Source organism: Streptomyces sp. NPDC054047, assembly GCF_055585065.1.
The window spans coordinates 1-22,332 of record NZ_JBVJKV010000010.1; the positions used below are offsets into that span (position 1 = coordinate 1).

Annotated in this window: 11 protein-coding genes; 2 read left to right on the forward strand and 9 right to left on the reverse strand. The window is 72.4% G+C overall.

The features are described from left to right. Both ACZ6ZP_RS30695 and ACZ6ZP_RS30700 read right to left on the reverse strand, forming a co-directional pair. Positions 1 to 866: maltotransferase domain-containing protein (locus ACZ6ZP_RS30695; RefSeq protein WP_469409116.1), on the reverse strand; the 866-nt coding region annotated here is incomplete at its 3' end. Between the two features lie 312 nt (positions 867 to 1,178). Then, entirely contained in the window at positions 1,179 to 2,390 is a 1,212-nt protein-coding gene (locus ACZ6ZP_RS30700; protein ID WP_469409120.1) for a S8 family peptidase, read from the reverse strand. 296 nt (positions 2,391 to 2,686) lie between these two features. Here ACZ6ZP_RS30700 and ACZ6ZP_RS30705 point away from each other — a divergent pair, with 296 nt between their 5' ends. Then, on the forward strand, positions 2,687 to 3,157 hold the full coding sequence (locus ACZ6ZP_RS30705) for a nuclear transport factor 2 family protein (protein ID WP_399979525.1): 471 nt from the start codon (positions 2,687 to 2,689) through the stop codon (positions 3,155 to 3,157). A gap of 4 nt (positions 3,158 to 3,161) precedes the next feature. Here the strand turns inward: ACZ6ZP_RS30705 and ACZ6ZP_RS30710 are convergent, their stop codons facing one another. Together ACZ6ZP_RS30710 and ACZ6ZP_RS30715 are read right to left on the reverse strand one after the other, a co-directional pair. Then, on the reverse strand, positions 3,162 to 5,429 hold the full coding sequence (locus tag ACZ6ZP_RS30710) for a protein kinase domain-containing protein (RefSeq protein ID WP_469409122.1): 2,268 nt from the start codon (positions 5,427 to 5,429) through the stop codon (positions 3,162 to 3,164). A gap of 41 nt (positions 5,430 to 5,470) precedes the next feature. Further along, positions 5,471 to 8,062 (reverse strand): protein kinase domain-containing protein, encoded by a 2,592-nt coding sequence (locus ACZ6ZP_RS30715; RefSeq protein WP_383822715.1) that lies wholly within the window; start codon positions 8,060 to 8,062, stop codon positions 5,471 to 5,473. A 192-nt stretch (positions 8,063 to 8,254) separates the two neighbouring features. Here ACZ6ZP_RS30715 and glgP point away from each other — a divergent pair, with 192 nt between their 5' ends. Then, positions 8,255 to 10,885, forward strand: coding sequence for an alpha-glucan family phosphorylase (glgP, locus tag ACZ6ZP_RS30720; protein ID WP_469409125.1), 2,631 nt, complete (start codon positions 8,255 to 8,257; stop codon positions 10,883 to 10,885). A gap of 209 nt (positions 10,886 to 11,094) precedes the next feature. Here glgP and ACZ6ZP_RS30725 read toward each other — a convergent pair whose 3' ends face one another. The 5 genes from ACZ6ZP_RS30725 to ACZ6ZP_RS30745 form a co-directional block, all read right to left on the reverse strand. Beyond that, positions 11,095 to 12,729 carry a M4 family metallopeptidase gene (locus tag ACZ6ZP_RS30725; protein ID WP_361465568.1) on the reverse strand — a complete coding sequence of 545 codons (1,635 nt, stop codon included), beginning with the start codon at positions 12,727 to 12,729 and terminating at the stop codon, positions 11,095 to 11,097. Positions 12,730 to 13,051: 322 nt separating this feature from the next. After that, on the reverse strand, positions 13,052 to 15,112 hold the full coding sequence (locus tag ACZ6ZP_RS30730) for a M4 family metallopeptidase (protein ID WP_469409129.1): 2,061 nt from the start codon (positions 15,110 to 15,112) through the stop codon (positions 13,052 to 13,054). A 465-nt stretch (positions 15,113 to 15,577) separates the two neighbouring features. After that, entirely contained in the window at positions 15,578 to 16,285 is a 708-nt protein-coding gene (locus ACZ6ZP_RS30735) for a DUF4232 domain-containing protein (RefSeq protein ID WP_469409131.1), read from the reverse strand. Positions 16,286 to 17,176: 891 nt separating this feature from the next. Then, positions 17,177 to 19,927: an AfsR/SARP family transcriptional regulator gene (locus ACZ6ZP_RS30740; RefSeq protein ID WP_366461514.1), complete on the reverse strand. Its 2,751-nt coding sequence runs from the start codon at positions 19,925 to 19,927 to the stop codon at positions 17,177 to 17,179. A 135-nt stretch (positions 19,928 to 20,062) separates the two neighbouring features. Next, positions 20,063 to 22,162, reverse strand: coding sequence for an ABC transporter ATP-binding protein (locus tag ACZ6ZP_RS30745; protein ID WP_469409135.1), 2,100 nt, complete (start codon positions 22,160 to 22,162; stop codon positions 20,063 to 20,065). Positions 22,163 to 22,332: the final 170 nt, after the last annotated feature.

Here is a 22,332-nt window from a genome sequence, read left to right on the forward strand (position 1 = left end):
AGGCGTTCGGCGGCGGTGCGCAAGGTCCCCGACTGCGGGGGCCGGCCCTCGCGGACGACGGCGCCCTCCGAGCGCGGGAAGAACTCGTACCAGGACCCGAACAGCGCCCGCTCCCGCTCCACCAGCAGCGGCAACCGCTCGGACTCCGTGACCAGTTCGCGCAGCGGATGCTCGGCGAGGACCGCGTCCACCTCCGGGGTGAGGGCGGCGGCCAGGCGGGCCGCGACGGGGCGGTCCGTGTCGCGCAGGGCCTCGGCGGCGGCGCGCAGGGTGGCGCGGCGGCCCTTGCTCACGGGGGCGTCGGCGGCGGCACGTTCGTGCAGGCGGGCGCCCTCCTCCAGGACGAGTTCGGTGTCGATGCCCGCCGGTATCTTGATGTGCGCGTGGTGCCGCCACTGGGCGAGGGGATCACCCCACGCCTCGACGGTGTACGTCCACGTCCCCTCCGCGTCCGGGGTGACGTCCGCGCCCCACCGGTCGGTGCCGGGGGCCAGCTCGCGCATCGGCGTCCACGGCCCGGGGCGCCCCGCCGGGTCGCGCAGGACGACATTGGCGGCGACCGCCTCGTGCCCTTCGCGGAAGACGGTGGCGGTGACCTGGAAGGTCTCACCCACCACGGCTTTGGCGGGCCTTCGCCCGCCGTGGACGAGAGGCGCCACGTCGAGGACGGGTATGCGGCCGGTGAGGGTGCCGGGCCGGGCGGTTCGAGGGGGTGGTTCCTGCGGTTGGTCCTGCTTCGAGCCCTGCTTCGGGTCCTGCTGCGGGCCCTGCTGGAGGTTCTGCGGGTCCTGCTGTGGTGCCTGGGATGTGGGCACCCTCGTAGGGGCCTTTCCCGAGGGCGTCGCCGACGGGCGAGTTGAGGGCATGACCGCTCCTGTCCGCGTTACATGAGTGGGGCGGATACGGGGGTGTGGAGGGGTTCTGCAACTGCGTGCCGCGCTTGCTGGCCGTACCGAGCCGTGACTGACCGTACTGAGCCGATTGCGTTCCGGGGGAGCCTTCCCACCAACTTCGGGTGGGCAATCCGGCGCTTTGTTAACTACCGGTGCGTAAGCCCTATACGCGACCGGCGCCCTATCGAGGGTGCTTCGGGTTGGCGGCTGAAGCAAGGCCATGGCCGCGCACGCAGAACCGGCCCCGCCGTGTTCGGCGGGGCCGGTTTCTCAACGCTGCGTGCTCTACGGGTTGTTGACCTGCAACAACTTGTTCGGCGAGCCGAGACCGGCGCCGGTCACCTTGCCCGTCGCCGCCTCATCGGTCAGTGCCTTGCTCACCTCGGCCGGTGCGGCCGATGGGTGGTCGGCGAGGTAGAGCGCCGCCGCGCCCGCCACGTGCGGCGAGGCCATCGACGTACCCGAGATGGTGTCGGTGGCGGTGTCGTCCGTGTTCCACGCGGACGTGATGCCGACGCCCGGTGCGAACAGGTCGAGGCTGCCGCCCCAGTTCGAGAAGCCGGCCCTGGCATCCTTGGCGTCACTCGCGCCGACCGTGACGGCTTCCTTCACGCGGGCCGGCGAGAACAGGAACGCGGGAAGCCCGTCGTTGCCCGCGGCGACCGTGTAAGTGACCCCGGACGCGATGGAGTTGCGCACGGCCGCGTCCAGCTGGGCGTTGGCCGTGCCGCCGAGGCTCAGGTTGGCGACGGCGGGCTTCTTGGCGTTCTTCGTCACCCAGTCGATGCCGGCGATGACCTGGGCGGTCGTCCCCGACCCCGCGTCGTCGAGCACCCGGACGCCCACGACGTCCGCCTTCTTGGCGACGCCGTGGTTCTCGCCCGCGACGGTCGCGGAGACGTGTGTGCCGTGTCCGTTGCCGTCCTGCGCGGTGGCGTCGTTGTCGATGAAGTCCCAGCCGCTGCTCGCCCGGCCGCCGAAGTCCGCGTGCGAGGTGCGGACGCCGGTGTCGATGACGTACGCGGTCACGCCCTGACCGGCGGACTCGGGCCAGGTGTAGGACTTGTCGAGCGGCAGATCGGGCTGGTCGATCCGGTCGAGCCCCCAGGAGGGCGGATCCTTCTGGGTGTGGTCCAGTGACACGGTGCTGTCCTGGACGACGGAGGCGACCTTGGAGTCCCCGGCGAGCTTCTTGGCCTGATCCGCGTTCACCTTCACCGCGTATCCGTTGAGCGCGGTGCTGTAGGTGTGACGTATCTGCGCCCCGTACTTGGCGGCGACGCCCTTGCCCGCGTCCGACGGGGCCTTGGTCCCGCCCTTGAGCGTGACGATGTAACTCCCGCTGATGGAACCGGGCTCACCGGCTCCGAGTATCTTCCCCGGCGGGGCATCGGCGGGAGCGGCGTGTGCGGGCAGCGTGATGGCCGAAAGCACCGCCGTCGTGGTGGCGGTGACGGCTCCCGCCCACCGCAAACGCTTCGTTCGCGTCAGAGTCATACGTTGGTTTCCCTCCCCAACTTGACGTGCGCACCGCAGAGTTGGACCGATCTGTGCCGGATCCCCCATATCTGCATGGGCGCCACTTGGCAGCCTCTCGTGCGGCGTGAGGCCCTACAAGACCACAGGGCAGGGGGGAATCGGCCATATCGCCCGTGGGGGTGCTGTGAGGGTTGCGCCGATTTTCGGACGGGTTCAGGATGCCTCCGCCGATTACGGGACCACGGGGTGACCGCCGGTAGCTCGACGTCCGATTCCCGCCGGTGGAACAGCGCGGAAGCGGTGACGCTGAGAGCATGACGACCCAGCACGAAGCCGCCGCGCAGGACTCCGCACTCGACAGCGTGCCGGACTCCCTGACCGTCCTGACCGGCATGTACGAGGCGGAGTCCCGCTACCTGGCCGAGGGCGGGCCCGGGAAGGCCACGTTCGACCTGCTGGCCCCCTACTTCGCCCCCGACGTCGTGATGCACCAGGCCGATGCCCTGCCGTACGGCGGCACCTGGCGCGGACACGAGGGCATGGCCCGCTTCTTCCTCGCCATGAGCGAGACGTGGGAGAGCTTCGAGATCGGGGAGCAGGAGTTCCTGGCCACGGGCGAAACGGCGGTGATCCACACCCAGGTCCGCGCACGGGCCCGCGCCACGGGCCGAGAACTCGCCTTCCCGGTACTACAGACGATCACCGTGCGGGGCGGACGCATCACGGAGGTGCGGCCGTTCTACTGGGACACGGCGGCGATCGTGGCCGCGACGGTGACGCCTTAGGACGTCACAGGGCGCGGCCGGAGACGAGGCGGCCTTCGACGGACTCCGCGAACACCGCGCCCCCCAGGTAGAGCGGCGTCGTCAGGGTGTCCGCCAGGCCGTCGATCGCCTTCACGTCGGTCGTGGGGATCGTCCGCTGGGTGACGTTCTCCGCGTCGCCGTCGAGGGATACGGTGCGGATCTCGTAGGAGCCCACGGACAGGAGCCGGTCGCCGGAGAGGCCGAGGGCGCTGGGAGTGCCGCGGGCCGGGAGGTCCCAGAGCTCCTTGCCGGACTTCCAGTCGTACGCGGAAAGGCGGTCCGGAAGTTCGGCCTTCTCGTCGGTGCCGGCGATGACCAGAACGCCCTTCTCGCCGACGACCGGGGCGACGTCGGGCTGCTTCGCGGCCCCGATCGTGCGACGGGAGGCGAGGGTGCCGCCGTCGAGCACGCTCACGCCTTTGCGCTCCACGGACCAGCACAGGACCGCACCGTCGTATCCGATCAGGTCGTCGCACGCGGGCTTCGACACCTCGGCCTTCTCGTCGCCGGTCCGGGCGGAGAGGGCGATGGCGCCGCCGGCTTCCAGGGCCGCGTACAGCCTGTCGCCCTGCGCGAGCAGTGTGCCCCGGAGCCTGCCGTCGACGCTCGTCTCCCACAGTTGCCTGCCGGTGCTCGCGCGGCGGGCCCGCACCACTGTCGTGTAAGGGGCGGGCGCGGACCGGCTGTTGAACTCGGCCGTGTACACCACCCCTTGCGCGTACGTCACGGAGATCACCCCCGAGTGCTCGGGGACCGTGTGCCGCCAGACCTCGTCGCCGGTCGCCAGATCCAGGCCGATCACGCCCAGTTCGCTGGGGACGAAGACCCGCTCGCCGTCGGTCTCGGGAGGGTTCTCCTGGACGCCGGTCGGCTTCCCCGGGAGGCCGGGAGCCTTCCAGCGGTCCTTGCCGGTCGCGGCGTCCAGGGCGGTCGCCGCGCCCCGCCCGTCCCGGCACACGAGCGTGGACCGCGCCATGACGCAACCCTTGCCGGTGCTGTCCACGCCCTTCGGCTTCTTGCGCGACCACGGCTTCCAGCCCTCGGGCAGCGCGGCCTCGCGCACGGCCGATGGGCCGAACTCGCCGGAGTGACCCTGGTTGCCGTAGGCGGTGACCACACGGCCTGCCGGTGCTGCGGCATCCGGCCGCGGACTCGCGGCGGGGGCGGCCGCCGGGTCGTCCGCGAGGACGTCCGGCAGCAACACCGTCGCCACGGTGACCACCACGGCGGCCGCGGCGGAGGCCACGACCCACGGCAAGCGGCGCTTGCCGAGCACCGGCGCGGGACCGAACGTCCCCAGGGCGGGCGGCGCCTGCGGCGGGGGAGGCACGTCCGCCCCAGGGTGCTCGAACTCGGACTGCTCGAATCCGGCCGCGGCAGAGCGGTACTCGGCGAACAGCGACAGGGCTTCGGAGGGCCAGGGGAACGGGGCGGGCGCGGTGCCGTCGGCCAGGCGCTCGGCGAGCTCGACGGGCGTGGGACGCCGGTCGGGATCGGTGTCCAGACACTCGGCGACGAGGCCGCGCAGCTCGTCCGGAACGCCTGAGAGGTCCGCGTCTCCCTGCGCGATGCGGAAGACGACCGAGGCGAACTCCGGGTCGTCGAAAGGCCCGTGGCCCGCCGCCGCGTGGCACAGAACCGCGCCGAGCGAGAAGACGTCCGAGGCGGGCACGACCGCGTGGGAGCCCTCGATCTGCTCCGGGGCCATGAACCCCGGTGTGCCCACGAGCATGCCCGTCATGGTCAGGGCCGTCGCCTCGAAGGCCTGCGCGATGCCGAAGTCGATCAGCCGGGGGCCGTCCGGGGTGAGCAGTACGTTGCCCGGCTTGAGGTCACGGTGCAGGACCCTGGCCGCGTGCACGGCCGCGAGCGCCCTGGCCAGTTTGGCGCCCAGCGCGCGGACCGAGTCCACCGGGAGCGGACCGCACCGCGCGACCGTGTCGGCGAGGGACGGGCCCGGCACGTACTCCGTGGCAAGCCAGGGGAGGCGGGCGTCGGCGTCACCGTCCAGGAGGGCGGCGGTGAACGGACCCGTGACCGCGCGGGCCGCGGCGATCTCCCGCCGGAAGCGGACACGGAACGCGTCGTCCAGATCCAGGTCCAGCTCCTGACGCACGGCCTTGAGGGCGACGAGCCGCCCCTGCTCCCGCCGGGCCAGGAACACCTCGCCCATACCGCCCGCACCGATCCTGGCAAGCAGCCGGTAGGGGCCGATGCGGCGGGTGGACCCGGGCGGCAGAGGTGTGAGCATACGCATCCTCAACTCATGCGAACGTTACGGACGATGACCGGTCAGGAAGTCCGCCGGGGCAGTTCCACCGACGAGATCTCGCCCTCGTCGTAGACGATGTGGGCGACGCCGCCGAGGGCGAGCACGGTCGGCGCGCGCAGCATCTCCGAGATGACGGTGCCGTTGACGTTCGGCGGGGGCTCGGGGCGGTCGCCCGGCGCTCCGGGCACCGGGTGCCGCTTCGGCTTCCCGGCACCGGCATCGAGCGGCAACGTGTACAGCGCGCCGCTGTCCGCGTAGACGGCACGCCCGCCGAGCACCAGCGGCGACGAGGCCGGGACGTTCCCCTTCGGCAGCTTCGCGGTACGCAGCACCCTTTCCTGGCCCCGGTCATGGACGAGGACGCTGCCCCTGTCCGGGTCCACGGAGACCGCGAGGGTGTGGTTCACGGCCGTCGGGCCCGCTGCCGGTCCGTATCCCTCGGGCGCCGGGTAGAAGAAGGGCTTGCCCGCTTCCTCGAAGGTGCGGGGCTTCAGTTGCAGTGCCTTCACGCGCGGCGGCGGAGCGTCGGTCTCGGGTGCGTCGTCGTCGGAGGTCGTGCACAGCACCACGTCCTCGTCGACGAGCACCGCCCCGCACTCGCTCCCCGTCCGGCCGAGCCGCTCGCCGGTCCGTGCGTCGTACGCCGCCAGGCTGCCCTTCTCGTCGGCGTAGACGACCCCGTCGCGCAGGGCCCGCATCTGGTACCGGTTGATGTCGGCCTTGGCCTCCAGCGGAGCGCCGAGATCCTCGTCCCACAGAGGGCGGCCGCCGTCGAGGTCGTAGGCGTGCAGGGAGGCGATGGCCCCCTCGTTCACGTACGAATCCTCCGCGGTGACCAGGAGCGTGTCGTCGTCCAGGAGCGGGCGCAGCGTGAACGCGCCCGCTCCGTCCGGGGCCGGGGTGTCCCAGATGACATCACCCGTCGTGGAGTCGCGGACCTGGAGGACGCCGTCGTGGGCGATGACCGCTCTGCCGCCGCGCACCTGCGGTTCGAGTACGTCGCCGGGCCGGAAGTAGGCACCGCTCGGGCCGATGTACGCCTCGTCCACACCGCCCTCGGGATCGACCTTGCCGGACTTCCACAGCCGCTTCCCGTCGACCGCGCTCACCGCCTCGTACGTGCCGTTGGTCAGCAGGCAGACGATGGCGTGCGTGTCGGCCGCGCAGCTCATGGGGGCGTGGCTGAGACTGCCCCGCCAGGCCTTCCACCCCTCGGGCCGCTGGGCGGCGACCTGGTCCACGACTCCGGAACGGTCCGCCGTGCCGTCCGCGTCGACCCCGGCCCGGGCTATCAGCTTCTTGACGGCAGCCGGGTCGGTGGGGCCCGGATCCACCGTGCCCGGTGCGGCTGAGCCGCCGGGCGGCGCGGCCTCCGACCCCTTGCCGTCCGACCTTTCCGTCCAGGGACCCCACACGGCGAGAGCCCCGCCCAGTGCGCCCACCACCACGGCGACGGCAACCGTGGCGAGCAGCACGCGCGGCACGCCGCGGCGGGGGCGGGCCGGGGCAGGCGGAGGTGAGCCGCTCATCGTCGGCAGCTGATGTACGTCCACGGGGGCGGGCCCCCCGGGTGCGGTCACCGGATGGCCGAGAGCAGTCACCGGATGCCCGGGAGCGGTCTCGGGGCTGCCCTGAGCCGTCGCCGGGCGGCGCCCGGCATCAGCCTCCGGCCAGACCGGCACCGGCAGCAACGCCTGCCCCGACGCGCACAGCTGCTCCACGTCCCGGCGCGCCGCACCGACCGCCGCCCGCACCGGCTCCGGCCACTGCGCGTCCGTCGCCGCGTCCCGCAGCCGTCCGAGCCGCTCGGCGACCTCCGCCGCTCCGGGCCGCTCGCCCGGGTCCCGCGCGAGGCAGGCCGAAAGGACCTCCCGCAATTCGTCGGGCATCGCGCCCAGTTCGGCCTCCGCCCGCGACACCCGGTACAGGACGGCCGCCATCGGTCCGTCCCCGAAGGGGTCCTGTCCCGTCACCGCGTACGCGAGCACCGACGCCAGGCAGAAGACGTCCGACGCCGCCACCACATGCCGGCCGCCCGCCACATGTTCCGGCGACATGAAGCCCGGTGTGCCGACGAGCAGGCCCGAGTGGGTCATCGTCGTGGCGGTCTGCACCCGTGCCACGCCGAAGTCGATCAGCTTGGGGCCGTCCTGGCCCAGCAGGACGTTGCCCGGCTTGAGGTCGCGGTGCAGGGCGCCCGCCCCGTGCACCACGGTCAGCGCCCGCGCCACGCCCGCGCCGAGTGCGGCCACCGCGCCCGCGGGCAGCGGGCCGTGGCCGCGCACGGCCTCGGAAAGGGTGGGCCCGGGGACGTACTCCGTGGCCAGCCAGGGCACTTCGCCCTCGGCCTCGCTCGCCACGAGCCTGGCGACGAAGGGGCTGTCGACGGAGGCCGCGACCTGCGCCTCCCGGCGGAAGCGCCGCCGGAACATGTCGTCCGCCGCCAGTTCGTTGCGGATGGCCTTGACGGCGACGAGGTCATCGGGGCCGAACTCGGAACGCTCACCGGGGCGCGCGAGGAACACCTCGCCCATCCCGCCCGCCCCGAGCCGGGCCAGCGTCACATACGGTCCGATCCGCCTGGGCGACGAATCCCGCAACTGGCCGATCATTCGCCCCGTCCCCCTGTGTGCCCTTGTCAACCGCCGTCCCCCGAGGTCACGTTACCCGGCGACCACGAACGCTCCCCATGCGCCGTGGTGACGGGCGCGACGCACCGCTACCGTCGATGCGACACGTCGGAACGCGAGGTACGAACGCCCCTGTCATACGCCCGTCGGACACCCTGTCAGAGGTGCACCGTGATGAAGGCCATCCGTCGATTCACCGTACGACCCGCCCTTCCCGAACCTCTCACCCCCCTCTCGGAGTTGGCGCGCAACCTGCGCTGGTCCTGGCACACCGGAACCCGTGAACTGTTCAAGGGCGTCGACCCCGAGCAGTGGGCCGCTTCGGACGGTGACCCCGTGCGGCTGCTCGGCAGCGTGCCGCCGGCCCGGCTCGCGCAGCTGGCCGGGGACGGGGACTTCCTGCGGCGCCTCGCCGAGGCCTCGGACGGGCTTCGGGAGTACGTCACCGGGGACCGCTGGTATCAGGAGCAGTCCGCCGAGCGGGGCAGTGAACTGCCCCGCGCCATCGCCTACTTCTCTCCCGAATTCGGCATCACCGCCGCCCTGCCGCAGTACTCGGGCGGGCTCGGCATCCTCGCGGGCGACCACCTGAAGGCGGCGAGTGACCTCGGGCTTCCGCTCATCGGGGTCGGGCTGCTCTACCGGCACGGCTACTTCCACCAGTCCCTGTCCCGCGACGGCTGGCAGCAGGAGACCTATCCGGTGCTCGACCCGAACGAGCTGCCGCTCTCCCTCCTGCGCGAGGCGGACGGCACCCCCAGCCTGGTGGCGATCGCGCTGCCCGGCGGGCGTTCGCTGCGCGCGCACGTCTGGCAGGCCAGTGTCGGGCGCGTACCGCTGTTGATGCTCGACTCGGACGTCGAGGAGAACGACCCCGGCGCCCGCGAGGTGACCGACCGGCTCTACGGCGGCGGCAGCGAGCACCGGCTGCTCCAGGAGATGCTGCTCGGCATCGGTGGGGTGCGCGCCATCAGGACGTACTGCCGGTTGAGCGGGCACGCCGAGCCCGAGGTCTTCCACACGAACGAAGGTCACGCCGGGTTCCTTGGGCTGGAGCGGATTCATGAACTCGCCGCGCAAGGGGTCGAGTTCGACGCCTCGCTGGAAGCCGTGCGGGCCGGGACCGTCTTCACCACCCACACGCCCGTACCCGCCGGCATCGACCGCTTCGACCGCGAGCTGGTCGCCCGGCACTTCGGCCCGCACGCCGAACTGCCCCGCATCGACGTCGAACGCATACTGCGCCTCGGCATGGAGACCTATCCCGGCGGTGAGCCCAACCTCTTCAACATGGCCGTGATGGGCCTGCGGCTCGGGCGGTGCGCGAACGGCGTGTCCACCCTGCACGGCAAGGTGAGCCGCGAGATGTTCGCGGGCCTGTGGCCGGGGTTCGACGCCGAAGAGGTCCCGATCTCCTCCGTCACGAACGGCGTGCACGCCCCGACCTGGGTCGCCCCCGAGGTCTTCCGCCTCGGCGCACGCCAGATCGGCGCGCAGCGCACCGAGGACGCGCTGTCGGTGGGCGGCTCGGAGCGGTGGGACGCGGTCGCCGAGATCCAGGACGCGGACATCTGGGAGCTGCGGCGCGAGCTGCGGGGACAGCTGGTGGCGGAGGTCAGGCGGCGGCTGTACGCCTCGTGGCGTCAACGCGGCGCCACCAGCGCGGAGTTGGGGTGGATCGACGACGTACTCCAGCCGGATGTCCTGACCATCGGCTTCGCGCGCCGCGTCCCCTCGTACAAGCGGCTGACGCTGATGCTGCGGGACCGGGACCGGCTGATGGAGCTGCTCACGCACCCGGAGCGGCCGGTGCAGATCGTGGTGGCGGGCAAGGCGCATCCGGCGGACGACGGGGGCAAGCGGCTCATCCAGGACCTGGTGCGCTTCACGGACGACCCGCGGGTGCGCGGCCGGATCGTGTTCCTGCCCGACTACGGCATGGCGATGGCGCAGAAGCTCTATCCCGGGTGCGACGTCTGGCTGAACAATCCCCTCCGCCCCCTTGAGGCGTGCGGCACGAGCGGCATGAAGGCGGCGCTGAACGGCTGCCTCAACCTGTCGGTCCTCGACGGCTGGTGGGACGAGTGGTTCGAGCCGGACTTCGGGTGGGCGATCCCCACGGCGGACGGGGCGGCGACGGACGACGACCGGCGCGACGAGCTGGAGGCCGCGGCGCTCTACGACCTCCTGGAGCGCAGGATCACGCCCCGCTTCTACGAGCAGGGGCCGGGGGGCCTGCCCGACCGGTGGATCGAGATGGTGCGCCGGACGCTGACCCGGCTCGGTCCGAAGGTGCTCGCGGGCCGGATGGTGCGGGACTACGTGGAGCAGCTGTACGTGCCCGCCGCGCGGGCGCACCGCACGCTGGACGTGGACGCCGCGGGGGACCTGGCCGCGTGGAAGGCGCGGGTCCGTGCGGCCTGGCCGGGGGTCGCCGTCGACCACGTCGAGGCGTCGGCGACGGGCGCCACCGCCGAGCTCGGCGCCACGCTCTCGTTGCGGGTCCGCGTGCACCTGGGCGAGCTGACCCCGGACGACGTGGAGGTCCAGACGATCGCGGGCCGCGTCGACCCCGAGGACGTCATCGCCGACGCGAGCCCGGTCCCGCTGAAGCCGGTGGGCGGCCCCGACGCGGAGGGCCGCCGCCTCTACGAGGGCCCCCTGTCCCTGGACCGCACGGGACCGTTCGGCTACACGGTGCGCATCCTGCCGGCGCATCGACTGTTGGCGAGCGGGGCGGAGCTGGGTCTGGTGGCCGTGCCCTCCGAGGGGACGGGGGAGGCCGCGGGGGTATTGCTGCGGTAGGGGCGGCCCGGCCCCTGCGCGGCGCCGGGTTTCAGCCCGTCCGGCGTTTGAGGACGAACGCGGCGGAGCCGGTGATCAACGGTGCCAAGGCCCCCGCGCCGGAGCGGGTTTTCGGGAAGGGGCGGGGTCGAGGAGGAAAGGGCCCGCACGACGACAGGCGGCACCCGGGGGAAAGCGTGTCCCCGGGTGCCGCCTGTCGTGGAGAGGAGTTACTTGACGTTGACGCCGGTCCAGGCCGCGGCCACGCCCTTGTACTCGGCGGAGTCCGCCCCGTACAGGTCCGTCGCCGCCTTCAAGGTGCCCTCGCGGGCCGCCTTGTAGTCCGTCGTCGTCGTGAAGTACGCCGTCAGGGCCTTGAACCAGATCTTCTCGGCCTTGTCGCGCCCGATGCCCTCGACCTTGGAGCCGTCGGCGGTCGGGGAGTCGTACTTGACGCCGTTGATCTCCTTCGCGCCGCTGCCCTCGGACAGCAGGTAGAAGAAGTGGTTGGCGATGCCCGAGGAGTAGTGGACGTCTACGTTGCCCGCGTCCGCGCTCCAGTTGTCCAGGGACGAGCCGTCCTTGGAGGGCTTGTCCATGTAGCGGAGCGGCGACCCGTCGCCGTTGATGTCGATCTTCTCGCCGACCATGTAGTCGGGGACGTCCTCGGCGTTCTTGGCGTTGAACTCGACCGCCGCCGCGAAGATGTCGGAGGTGGCCTCGTTCAGGCCGCCCGACTCACCGCTGTACTCCATGTTGCCGGTCGCCGACGTGACGCCGTGCGTCATCTCGTGCGCCGCGACGTCCATCGACGTGAGGGGCTTCTTGTCGCCCTCGCCGTCGCCGTACGTCATGCAGAAGCAGCTGTCGTCCCAGAACGCGTTGACGTACGCGTTGCCGTAGTGGACGCGCGAGGTCGCGCCCTTGCCGTCGCCCTTGATGCCCTCGCGGCCGTGCACGGCCTTGTAGTAGTCCCAGGTCAGCTGGGCGCCGTAGGCGGCGTCGACGGCGGCGGTCTGGACGTCCTCCGGCTTTCCGGTGCCCCACGTGTCGTCGTCGTCCGTGACGAGCTTGCCCTCGCCGCTCTGGGCGTGGTTCAGGTCGAACGTCGAGTGGCCGCCGCGCGAGTCGTCGGTCAGGTCGAAGCCGCTGGTGCCCTTCTTGGAGCCGACCTCGACGTCGCCGCTGTACTGGCTGTGCCCGGCGCCGTTCTCGATGGCCTGGTACTGGAAGAGCTTCTTGCCCGTGGCCGCGTCGGTGATGACGTGCAGCTTGCTGGGCGTGCCGTCCTTCTGGACGCCGGTGACCACGGTTTCGTGCGCGAGGACCGGCTTGCCCGAAGCGGCCCAGACGACCTTGCGCGGGGTCTGCGCGTCGGCCTTCTTGGTGTCGCCGGACTTCGCGGCGGTCGACTCGGCGGACTTCGCGGCCGACGTGGCCCCGATCTTCGCGGAGGTGGAGGCGACCTTGATGGTGGCCTTGGCCGCCTTGGTCACGCTCTTGACCGAGCCGCTCTTCGCGGTGTGGACGACGAGGTCGCCGCCGAGGACGGGCAGACCGTCGTAGGTGCGCTCGTAGCGGGTGTGCGTGGTGCCGTCACGGTCCTTGACGACGTCGCGTACGACGAGCTTCTCCTTGGCGCCGAGGCCGATCTTCTCGGCGGTGGCGGCCTTCTCCGCGTTCGCGTCCTGCAGCAGGTCGGCGCGGGCCGTGGAGGAGAGCGAGACGGGCGCGCCGGAAGGCGATGCGGCCCGGTCGGGCTGCGCGGAGGCTCCGGTGGTCAGACCGGCGGTGAGCAGTGCTCCGGCGGCAACAGCGGTGGCGATGGCCAGCGTTGAGCGCTTCCGGGATATGTGGGGGGTCACGCATGCTCCTTCTGTGGGGGGCCCGGACGGCATGGGGACTGTCCGGGCTGAAAGATGCGGTGCGGGTGTGCTGGTGTGACTTGAGAGGGAAGAGTGTCAGTTGAGCCAGGTGCATGTCAGGTACCTGACCGCAGGTTGGCCAGAAATCGTCCGTTGAGCGATGGTCCATGTACGCAATGCGAACGGGGTGTTGCGCGGCTGAGCGTGAGCGGCTGCGTGTGACCGAGGGGGGCGCACATGGGTGCGCCGCCCCGGGGAGTCGGTCCACCCGGAGCGGCGCGGTCTGCACGTGCCGTCAAAGCCCTTCAGATTCCGTCAGGGTTTACGGGAACGTCAGCTTCCAGCTGTTGATGCGGCCGACGTCCTGCGCGGCCACGTCCTGGACCTTCAGCTTCCAGGTGCCGTTGGCCACCTCGGACGAGGCGTTGACCGTGTAGGTCTCGACGATGTTGTCCGCCGAGTCCGACGAGCTGGAGTTCTTCAGGCGGTACGTCGAACCGTCCGGGGCCACCAGGTCGACGACCAGGTCGCCGCGCCAGGTGTGGACGATGTCGACGCCGACCTTCAGGGCGGAGGGCGCGTTGCCCGTGCGGCCGGTGACGTTCACCGAGGAGGTGACGGCCGCCCCGTTGTCCGGAATGGCGACGTCGGTGGTGTTCTCGAAGTCCGTGCCGCCGCCGGGACCGCCGGGCCGGGCGCCGACGTTGACGCCGGCCCACGCGTGGGCGACCGCCGCGTACTCGGCACTGGTGGTGCCGTACAGCTCGCCGGCGACCGCGAGGGTCCCGGTGCGCGCCGCCGCGTAGTTGGTGGTCGTGGTGAACTTCGTCGTGAGCGCCTTGTACCAGATGAGTGACGCCTTGTCACGACCGATTCCGGTCACGGGCAGGCCGTCGGAGGTGGGCGAGTCGTACGAGACGCCGTTGACGACCTTGGCGCCGCTGCCCTCGCTCAGCAGGTAGTAGAAGTGGTTGGCGACACCGGACGAGTAGTGGACGTCGATGCTGCCGATGCCCGAGTACCAGGAGTCCTTGGACGAGCCGTCCTTGCTGGGCTTGTCCATGTAGCGCAGCGGGGTGCCGTCGCCACGGATGTCGATCTTCTCGCCGACGAGGTAGTCGCCCTTGTCCTGCGCGTTGTTGGCGTTGAACTCCACGGCCGCCGCGAAGATGTCCGAGGTCGCCTCGTTCAGGCCACCGGACTCGCCGCTGTAGGTCATGTTGCCGGTCGCCGCGGTGACGCCGTGCGTCATCTCGTGGGCCGCCACGTCGATGGACGTCAGCGGCTTGGCGTTGCCCGCGCCGTCGCCGTACGTCATGCAGAAGCAGCTGTCCGACCAGAACGCGTTGACGTAGTTGTTGCCGTAGTGGACCCGCGAGTACGCGCCGACACCGTCACCCCGGATACCGGAACGGCCGTGCACGTTCTTGTAGTAGTCCCAGGTCAGCGCCGCCCCGTAGTGGGCGTCGGCGCCCGCGGTCTCCAGGTTGGCGGGCAGTCCGTTGCCCCACACGTCGTCCGCGCCCGAGAAGAGGGTGCCGGTGCCGGACGTGCCGCGGTTGAGGTTGTACGTCTTGTGGCTGCCGCGAGCGGTGTCGGTGAGGGTGTAGTTCGACCCCGACTGGGCGGTTCCCAGGGTGACTTGACCGCTGTACTGCGTGTTGCCCGTGCCGTTCTCGATGCCCTGCCACTGGAAGAGCTTCTTGCCGGTCGCCGCGTCCGTGACGACGTGCAGCTCGTTCGGGGTGCCGTCGTGCTGGAGCCCGCCGACCACGGTCTCGTACGCGAGAGTCGGCTCGCCCTTGGCCATCCAGACGACCTCGCGGGGCTCGCGGTCCGCGTCGGTCTTCTTCGACCCCTCGGCCTTCGCCGCGCCGAGCGCCTGCTTCTCGGCGGTCGCCGCCTTCACGTCGGCGCTGGTGGCGATGCCCTTGAGCTCCGCCTTCGCGGCCTTGGTGACGCCCTTGGTCTTGCCGGACTTCGCCTCGTCGACGACCAGGTCGCCGCCGAGTACGGGCATGCCGTCGTAGGTGCGCTCGTAGCGGGTGTGCGTCGTGCCGTCGCCGTCCTTGATGACGTCACGGACGACGAGCTTCTCCTTGGCGCCGAGCCCCAGGTCCTTGGCCGTGTCCGCCTTCGTGGCGTTGGCGTCCTTGAGGAGCGCGGCACGCTGGGCGGGAGTGAGCTTCACGGGCAGGGAGCCGGGGTCGGCCTTGCCTATCTTGGCCGCGGCCGGGGTCTTGGCCGGCGATATCGCGGGGTCGTCGGCCGATGCCGGGCCCGTCTGGAAAGCCACCGCGATGAGGGCGGCGACGGCGGTCAGTGCGCCCGCGGCGGTGGCGCGTCTGTGGGAGGCAGGTCTGTGAGAGGTGCTTCTCAACACGGACTCCTTCTGCGTGGCCGCGGGGATACGCGGCCAGGGGGACCGGTCGGCGCGGTCGTGCCGTCCGGGCAGAACAAGGCAGAACGTGGAGCATGGGATTCGAACGGTGCGACCCGGTCGAACGTGGTGGAGCTGGGAATCGAGGGGAAGAGTGGCACCGGAGCGCTCTGTTTGTCAGGAGTGCGTCAAGAGTTGGCCGGAAATGGTCCGCTGCCCGGTGGGTCGCGTTCGATATACGGAGGAGTCGCCCAGGGTGAAGGGCTCCGCGTTTGTTCGAGATGCAACCGTCGGCGGGCGGCCGGACGGTGTGGCTGATTCCGCACCCCAACGGTCGCCGGATACCGGTCAGTTGGGCAACGCACGAAAGCCGGCCTGGAGCGCTGCGTCGCTCCAGGCCGGTGCTGCGGTGCTGCGGTGCTGTCGTGCAGGGGGGCAGGGGGGGGCAGGGGGGCTGGGGGGTGCCGATCAGAAGTTGTAGGGCTTCGTGGTGTTCCAGTTGGTGACCTCGGCGTCGGACCAGGTGAACTCCGAGGGCACGCCCTTGCCGTCGAAGGCGCCGGTCCCGGCGCCCGGGCCGGTGTCGCCGGTCTGGTCGCGCAGGGCGATGGAGAGGTCGGTCGAGGTGTGGGTCTTGTCGCTGTCCGTGAAGAGGGCCACGGCGGAGTAGACCTTGCCGCCGGGCTTGACCGTGATCCGGGTGGTGCCGCCCGGGGCGTCCTTGGAGGCGTGCGGCAGGACCGTCGAGGTGTTGCCGAGCATCACGGACGGGTAGGAAGTGACCCAGCAGGACTTGGCGTCGGCGTTCGTCGCGGTGATCAGGAGGTGCTCGCCCTGCTCCGCGGGGAAGCGGTGCAGCACGGAGTACGAGATCTCGTCGCCCTTGCACGGCTGGGTCGCCGCGGCGCGGGCGGGAGCGGCCTTGCCCGCACTGGAACCGGAGGTGCCCTGCTCGCCGCCGGCCGCGGTGACGCTGTCGCCCGTCTCCGAAGTCTCCGTCGTGGCCGTCGCCCCGGAGCCCTTCGACCCTTCGGTGGTGGTGGCGACGCGCTTGCCGGCACCGGACTTCGACGCGTTGTCGCCGGATCCGTCCGAGCCGCCGCAGGCCGTCAGGGTGAGGGCGAGCGCGGCGGTGGTGGCGGCGAGGACGGTGGTGCGGATCCGGGTCGTACGCATGATGAGGTTCCCCGTTGCGGTGGTGGTGGGTGCGGGCCTGACTGGTCGTCCCCGCTTCTGACACCACAGTGACCGCCCCCGCTGGCGTCCCGCTCACGCCCGGCTGACGTCCCGCTGACGCGGCATGACGGCGCCGCAAGCGAAGGGCCATGGGGTGCGCGGCGGTTCGACGCCCTCACGGCCGAGCGCGCGCCACGGGGCCGACGGTGCCATGCCCGACGACGCGGACCACCGTCGAGCCGTCACCCCCGACGCAGCCACAGGCCCGAGCCGCGCGCATACGGCACCCCCGCCGCAGGCCCGCCCGTCAATGGCGCCACACCCACGGACTCCGTCCGGGCGCCGTGCCTGCGCGCCCGGTCAATGGCACCGCACTCGCGGACCGCGTAGGTGCGCCGCACCCCGCGGACCCGGGTCTGCGTGCCGACCCCCGGCCTCCGCCCGTGCGCCCTGCGCCGCGGGGTTGGGGTCCGAGGTCGCGCGCCGTGCCATGTCCGGCGATACGGGGCGGCGTCGAGCCGTCACCCCCGACACAGCCACAGGCCCGAGCCGCGCGCATACGGCACCCCGCAGGCCCCGCCCGTCACAGGCCCCGCTCGTCAACGGGTCCGCACCCGCAGCCTCCGTCCGCGCGCGCCGTGCCTGCGGGCCCTGCCAACGGTGCCGCGCTTGCTGGCCCCCGGCACGGCGCCGTACGCGCGGACCGCGTTCGTGTGCCGCGCCTGCGGGCCCGGTCATCGGCGCCGCACCCGCGGCCTCCGTCCGCGCGCGCCGTGCCTGCGGGGCCGGTCAATGGCACCGCACTCGCGGCCCCCGGCGCGGCGCCGCACCCCCGATCCCCGTCAAGGGCGCCCCCCGCCCCGTCCGTGCGCCGCCGTTCGCGCTGCTTTCTCAGGTCCGTTCCGCGAGGCGCACCATCGCCGTGTCGTAGCGGGCCCGTAGGCCTACGTCTGCTGAGACTCGGAGGAGGGCGCCGAGGGCTCGTACTGCGCCCTCGTCGTAGCCGGAGGCCTCCGCCTCGTCCGCCGCGGTCTCCAGGCGGCGGATTCCTTCCGTCTCGTCGCCCATGCCTATGAGGGCCTCGCCGCCCGCCGTGAGCAGGAGGACCCGGGAGGCCGTCGAGGCGTCCGTGCTCTCCACGGCCAGGGCCGCCATCGACGTGTCCAGGGCCGACTGCCACTGCTTGGTGTCCAGTTGGTGCCGGGCGAGGTGGTGCAGGGCCAGGCGTTCGGTGTGGCGGTCGCCCACCTCGCGGGCCAGGTGCGCCGCCTGGACGCACCCCTCGGCCGCCTCCTCGGGGCTGCCGAGCGCGGCCTGGGCGAGGGAGAGATTGATCAGCGCCGTCGCCTCGGCGCGCCGATCGCCCGCGCGGGCGGCGATCACCGGGGCGGCCTCCAGGTGGACGACGGCCTCGTCGGTGCGGCCCTCCTCGGTCAGCACCCACCCGAGCAGGGCCAGCACCCGCGACTCGGCGCGCGCGTCCCCGTCGGCCCGGGCCGCCTCAAGTGCCGTCTGGAGCAAGGGAGTCCAGCCGTCGTGCACGCGCCACACCATCTGCGGCCACAGGCCAAGCACGATCCGCCACGTCCTGCCGTGCAGCCCCGCCGAATCCGCCGCCGTCGCCGCGAGCGTCAGGTCGTCACGCTCGGCGGCGTACCAGTCCATGGCCTCGTCCCGGTCCGCGAACTCCCGTATCGCGTACGGCGGTCGGAAGTCCGTGGGGAGCGAGAAGCACTCCTCGTCGCCCGGCTCGGCCGCGTCGGCCGCGGCCAGGGCGGTCGCCACCGTCTGGTCGAGCACTCGGTGCAGGGCGTCGGGCCCCGCGTCCAGGCCGCGTGCGTAAAGCCGTACGAGATCGTGCAAGGTCCAGCGCCCCGGTGCCGCCCGCGTGACGAGGTGCGCCGCGGTGAGACGGTCCAGGGCGGCCTCGGCCGTGTCCGGGTCCGTGCCCGCGAGAGCCGCCGCCGTGAAACGGTCGACGTGCGTGCCCGGATGGCGGCCCAGGTGCGCGAAGTGGTGAGCCACGTCGTCGGGCAGTCGCCGCACGGTCAGCCGCAGCGCCGCGCGGACGCCCGTGTCCTCCACGTCGAGCAGGCTCAACCGGCGTGACTCGTCGTCCAGTTCGGCGCTCATCGCCCGCAGGGAACAGTCCGGCTGGTCGGCGAGGCGCGCCGCCGCCACCCGGAGCGCGAGGGGCAGCCCGCCGCACAGCTCCACGAGCCGCCGGGCACCCACCGCCTCCGCGAGGACCCGCTCCTTGCCGAGCACAGCGGCCAACAGGGCCGTGCTGTCCTCCGGTTCGAGTACGTCCACGGGTACGGGGCGGGCGGCGTCGGAGGCGATCAGGCCGCGCAGCCGGTACCGGCTGGTGACGACGGTGACGCAGCGCGTGCCTCCCGGAAGCAGCTCCCTGACCTGCTCGGAGCCGCGCGCGTTGTCCAGTACGACGAGGAGCTGCCGGTCGGCCGCGAGCGACCGGTACAGCGCGGACGCCCCGTTCGCCGACTCCGGGATCCTGCGCGGCGCGACCCCGAGGGCCAGCAGGAACTCGCGCAGCACCTCCAGGTGCGTCGGCTCTCCCGTGTCGCTGAAGCCGCGCAGGTCGGCGTAGAGCAGGCCGCCGGGGAACGCGGCACGGTTGCGGTGCGCCCAGTGCACCACCAGCGCCGTCTTGCCCACGCCCGCGGGCCCGGTGACCAGGCACACGGGGGCCTCGCCCGCCGCGGCCCTGGACAGGGCGGTCAGTTCGCCCGCGCGCCCGTGGAAGCCGCGGGGCATGCGGGGCAGCAGGTCGACCGTCTCCGGGGGCAGGGTGGCGGCCGGTCCTTGCCCGGAGCGCCCCTGCGGGGCGACGGAAGCGGCGGGCGGCGGGGCCGATGCCGCCGCTTCCGCCTCGCCGTCGCCCTCCCCGCGCAAGGCCACTCCGTAGGCGTCCGCCAGCTCACGGCCCGGGTCGACCCCCAGCTCGTCGGCGAGGAGCCGCCGGGTGCGGTGGAACCAGTCGAGCGCCTCCGAGCGGCGCCCGGCTCGCTGGAGCTCGCGCATGAGGGCGGCGGACAGCGATTCCCGCAGGGGATGGGCCTCGGCCTCCGCGCGCAGCACGGCCGCCGCGCGGTTGTGCTCGCCCAGGCGCGCGTACGCCCCGGCCAGCATCTCCACGGAGGCGAGCCGGAGTTCCTCCAGGGCGTGCGCGGCGGCCTGGAGCGGCGGGCTCGGATAGGCGCCGCTCAGGGCAGGCCCCTGCCACAGGGACAGCGCCTCCTGGTACATCGCCACGGCGTCGGCGGGCGCGCGCTGGCTGCGGGCCAGCGTCACCAGCTCCTCGAAGCGGTGGGCGTCCAGCAGGCTCTCCGGCATGCGCAGGACGTAGGAGGTGCCCTGCGTGACGAGCTCCACACCGAACATCTCGGCGTCCGCGCCCGTCAGCAGGGCCCGCAGCCGCGACACGTGGCCCTGGATGACGCCGCGGGCGCGCGGCGGAGGCTCGTGGTCCCACAGAGTGGCCGTCAGCTGCTCCACCGGGACCGGGCGGTTGGGCCGCAGGAGCAGGGCGGCGAGAAGGCTGCGCCGCTTGGCCGGACCGAGGGGCAGTTCGCCTGTCTCGGTGGCGAAGGAAACCGCTCCGAGCAGCCGGAACTCCACTGATGCATCTCCTTCTGGGGGAAAAGTCCAGATTACCGGAGGTGCTTCTGCTGCCTGTGCGGCGGCCTGTGCGGTGGCTCGGGCGGTGGCTCGTGCGGGGGCAGGTGGGGGCCGCCCCCGCCTGTCCCCACCCACCTACCCCACCACGCTGTCCCGCCACGCCCGGTGCAGATCCGCGAACGACCCGCTCCCCGCGACGAGTTCGGCCGGGGTGCCGTCCTCCACGACGCGCCCGTGCTCCATCACCAGGACCCGGTCGGCGATCTCCACCGTGGAGAGCCGGTGGGCGATCACGACGGCGGTCCTGCCGCGCAGCACGGTGTCCATGGCGCGCTGCACGGCCCGCTCGCCCGGGATGTCCAGCGAGCTGGTCGCCTCGTCCAGGATCAGCACCGCGGGATCGGCGAGCAGCGCCCGCGCGAAGGCGACCAGCTGCCGCTGACCGGCGGAGATGCGGCCACCCCGCTTGCGTACGTCGGTGTCGTAGCCGTCGGGCAGCGACGCGATGAAGTCGTGCGCGCCGATGGCCCTGGCGGCCCGCTCGATGTCCTCGCGGGTGGCGTCGGGGCGGCCGATGGCGATGTTCTCGGCGACGGTCCCGGAGAACAGGAAGGCCTCCTGGGTCACCATCACCACGCCACGGCGCAACTCCGCGTTGGCGAGGTCGCGCAGATCGACCCCGTCGAGCAGGACCCGGCCCTCCGTGGGGTCGTAGAACCGGGCGAGCAGCTTGGCGAGCGTCGACTTGCCCGCGCCGGTGGAGCCGACGACGGCGACGGTCTGCCCTGCGGGCAGCGTCAGGTCGAAGCGGGGCAGGACCTCGCCGCCGGTCCGGTAGGCGAACCGCACGCCCTCGAAGCCGACCTCGCGGCCGGGGTGTTCTGAGGCGAGGGCGGGCAGCGCCCGGACCCGGTCGGCGTGCGGCTCGGGCACGGAGGGGGTCTGGGCGAGCAGCCCGGCGACCTTCTCCAGGGAGGCTGCGGCCGACTGGTAGGAGTTCAGGAACATCCCGAGCCGGTCGATCGGGTCGTACAGGCGCCGCAGATACAGCACGGCGGCGGCCAGGACGCCGAGCGCGAGGGTGCCGTCGGTGACGCGGTAGGCGCCCCACAGGACGATGCCGGCGACGGCGGTGTTGGCGACGAGCCGCGAGCCGACGACGTAGCGGGCCATCTCCAGCATGGCGTCGCCGTTGGCGCGTTCATGGTGGCGGTTGAGTACGCCGAACTCGGCTTCGTTGGCGGCCTCGCGCCGGAAGGCGCGGACCGGCCGGATGCCGTTCATCGTCTCGGCGAACTTCACGATGACGGAGGCGATCGCGGTGGACCGCTTTCCGAAGAGGGGGCCCGCGCGGCGCTGATAACGGCGTACGAGGAGGTAGAGCGGCACGAACGACGCGACGGCCACGGCGCCGAGGCTCAGGTCGAGCCAGAGCAGCATCGCCGAGATGTAGACGAAGGACAGGATGACGGTGACCAGCTCCTGCAGCCCCTCGCTGAGGAGTTCCCGCAGGGATTCCACGTCGGTGGTGGACCGGGAGATGAGCCGCCCCGAGGTGTACCGCTCGTGGAAGTCCACGCTGAGGGCCTGCGCGTGGCGGAAGATCCGCCCGCGCAGATCGAGCAGCACGTCCTGGTTGACGCGGGCGGAGGCCACGATGAACGCGTACTGGAACGCGCCGGACGCGCCCGCGCAGAGCAGATATCCGACGCCGATGGCGACGAGGGGCCCGTAGTCGCCGCCACGGACGGCGGGCACGCCCCGGTCGATGGCATACGCGACGAGCAGCGGCCCGCCCTGCACGGCGGCCTGCTGCAACAGAAGCAACAGGGTCGCGAGGACAACGCGCCCCCGAAGCGGCAGGAGCAACGACCGCAGCAGGGCGGCGGTGGCGCCGGGGGGCGCGGGGAGCGTGTCCTTGTCGAAGTGGTCGGCGGGGGCGGAGGGCTCGTGGTCACCGGGGGCGGAGGGCTCGTGATTGCGCTCCCCGGAAGCCGTAGGGCCTGCCGTGTGGTGGTCCCCGTCGCGGCTGCGGCTGGTGCCCTGCTCGGGAAGCCGCTGCTCTCCGGGGCGCTTGTGCTCTTCGGGGGCGTTCTGCGGCCGGAGGCGACCCTTCCCTCCGGAATGGGCCTCGTCGCCGGGCCGTTCCTCCGCCCCGGAGTACCCGTGCTCCTCGGTGCGGTCCTCCTCGTCGGGGCCGCCCGTGGTCCGTGACGCTGGTGTCGACGCGGTCATCGCGCGGCCTCACTCTCTGCGGACGCAGGGCCCGCCTCCGTCTGCCCGTCCGCGGGCGCCGGACCCGCGTCCCCGGCGGCGGGAGTGCCCCGCCCCTTCGTGGAGGTCGGGTCGGCTGCTTCTGGTGTGGGACCGGCTGGCGCCTGCGTCTGTTCGCCTGTGGGTATGCC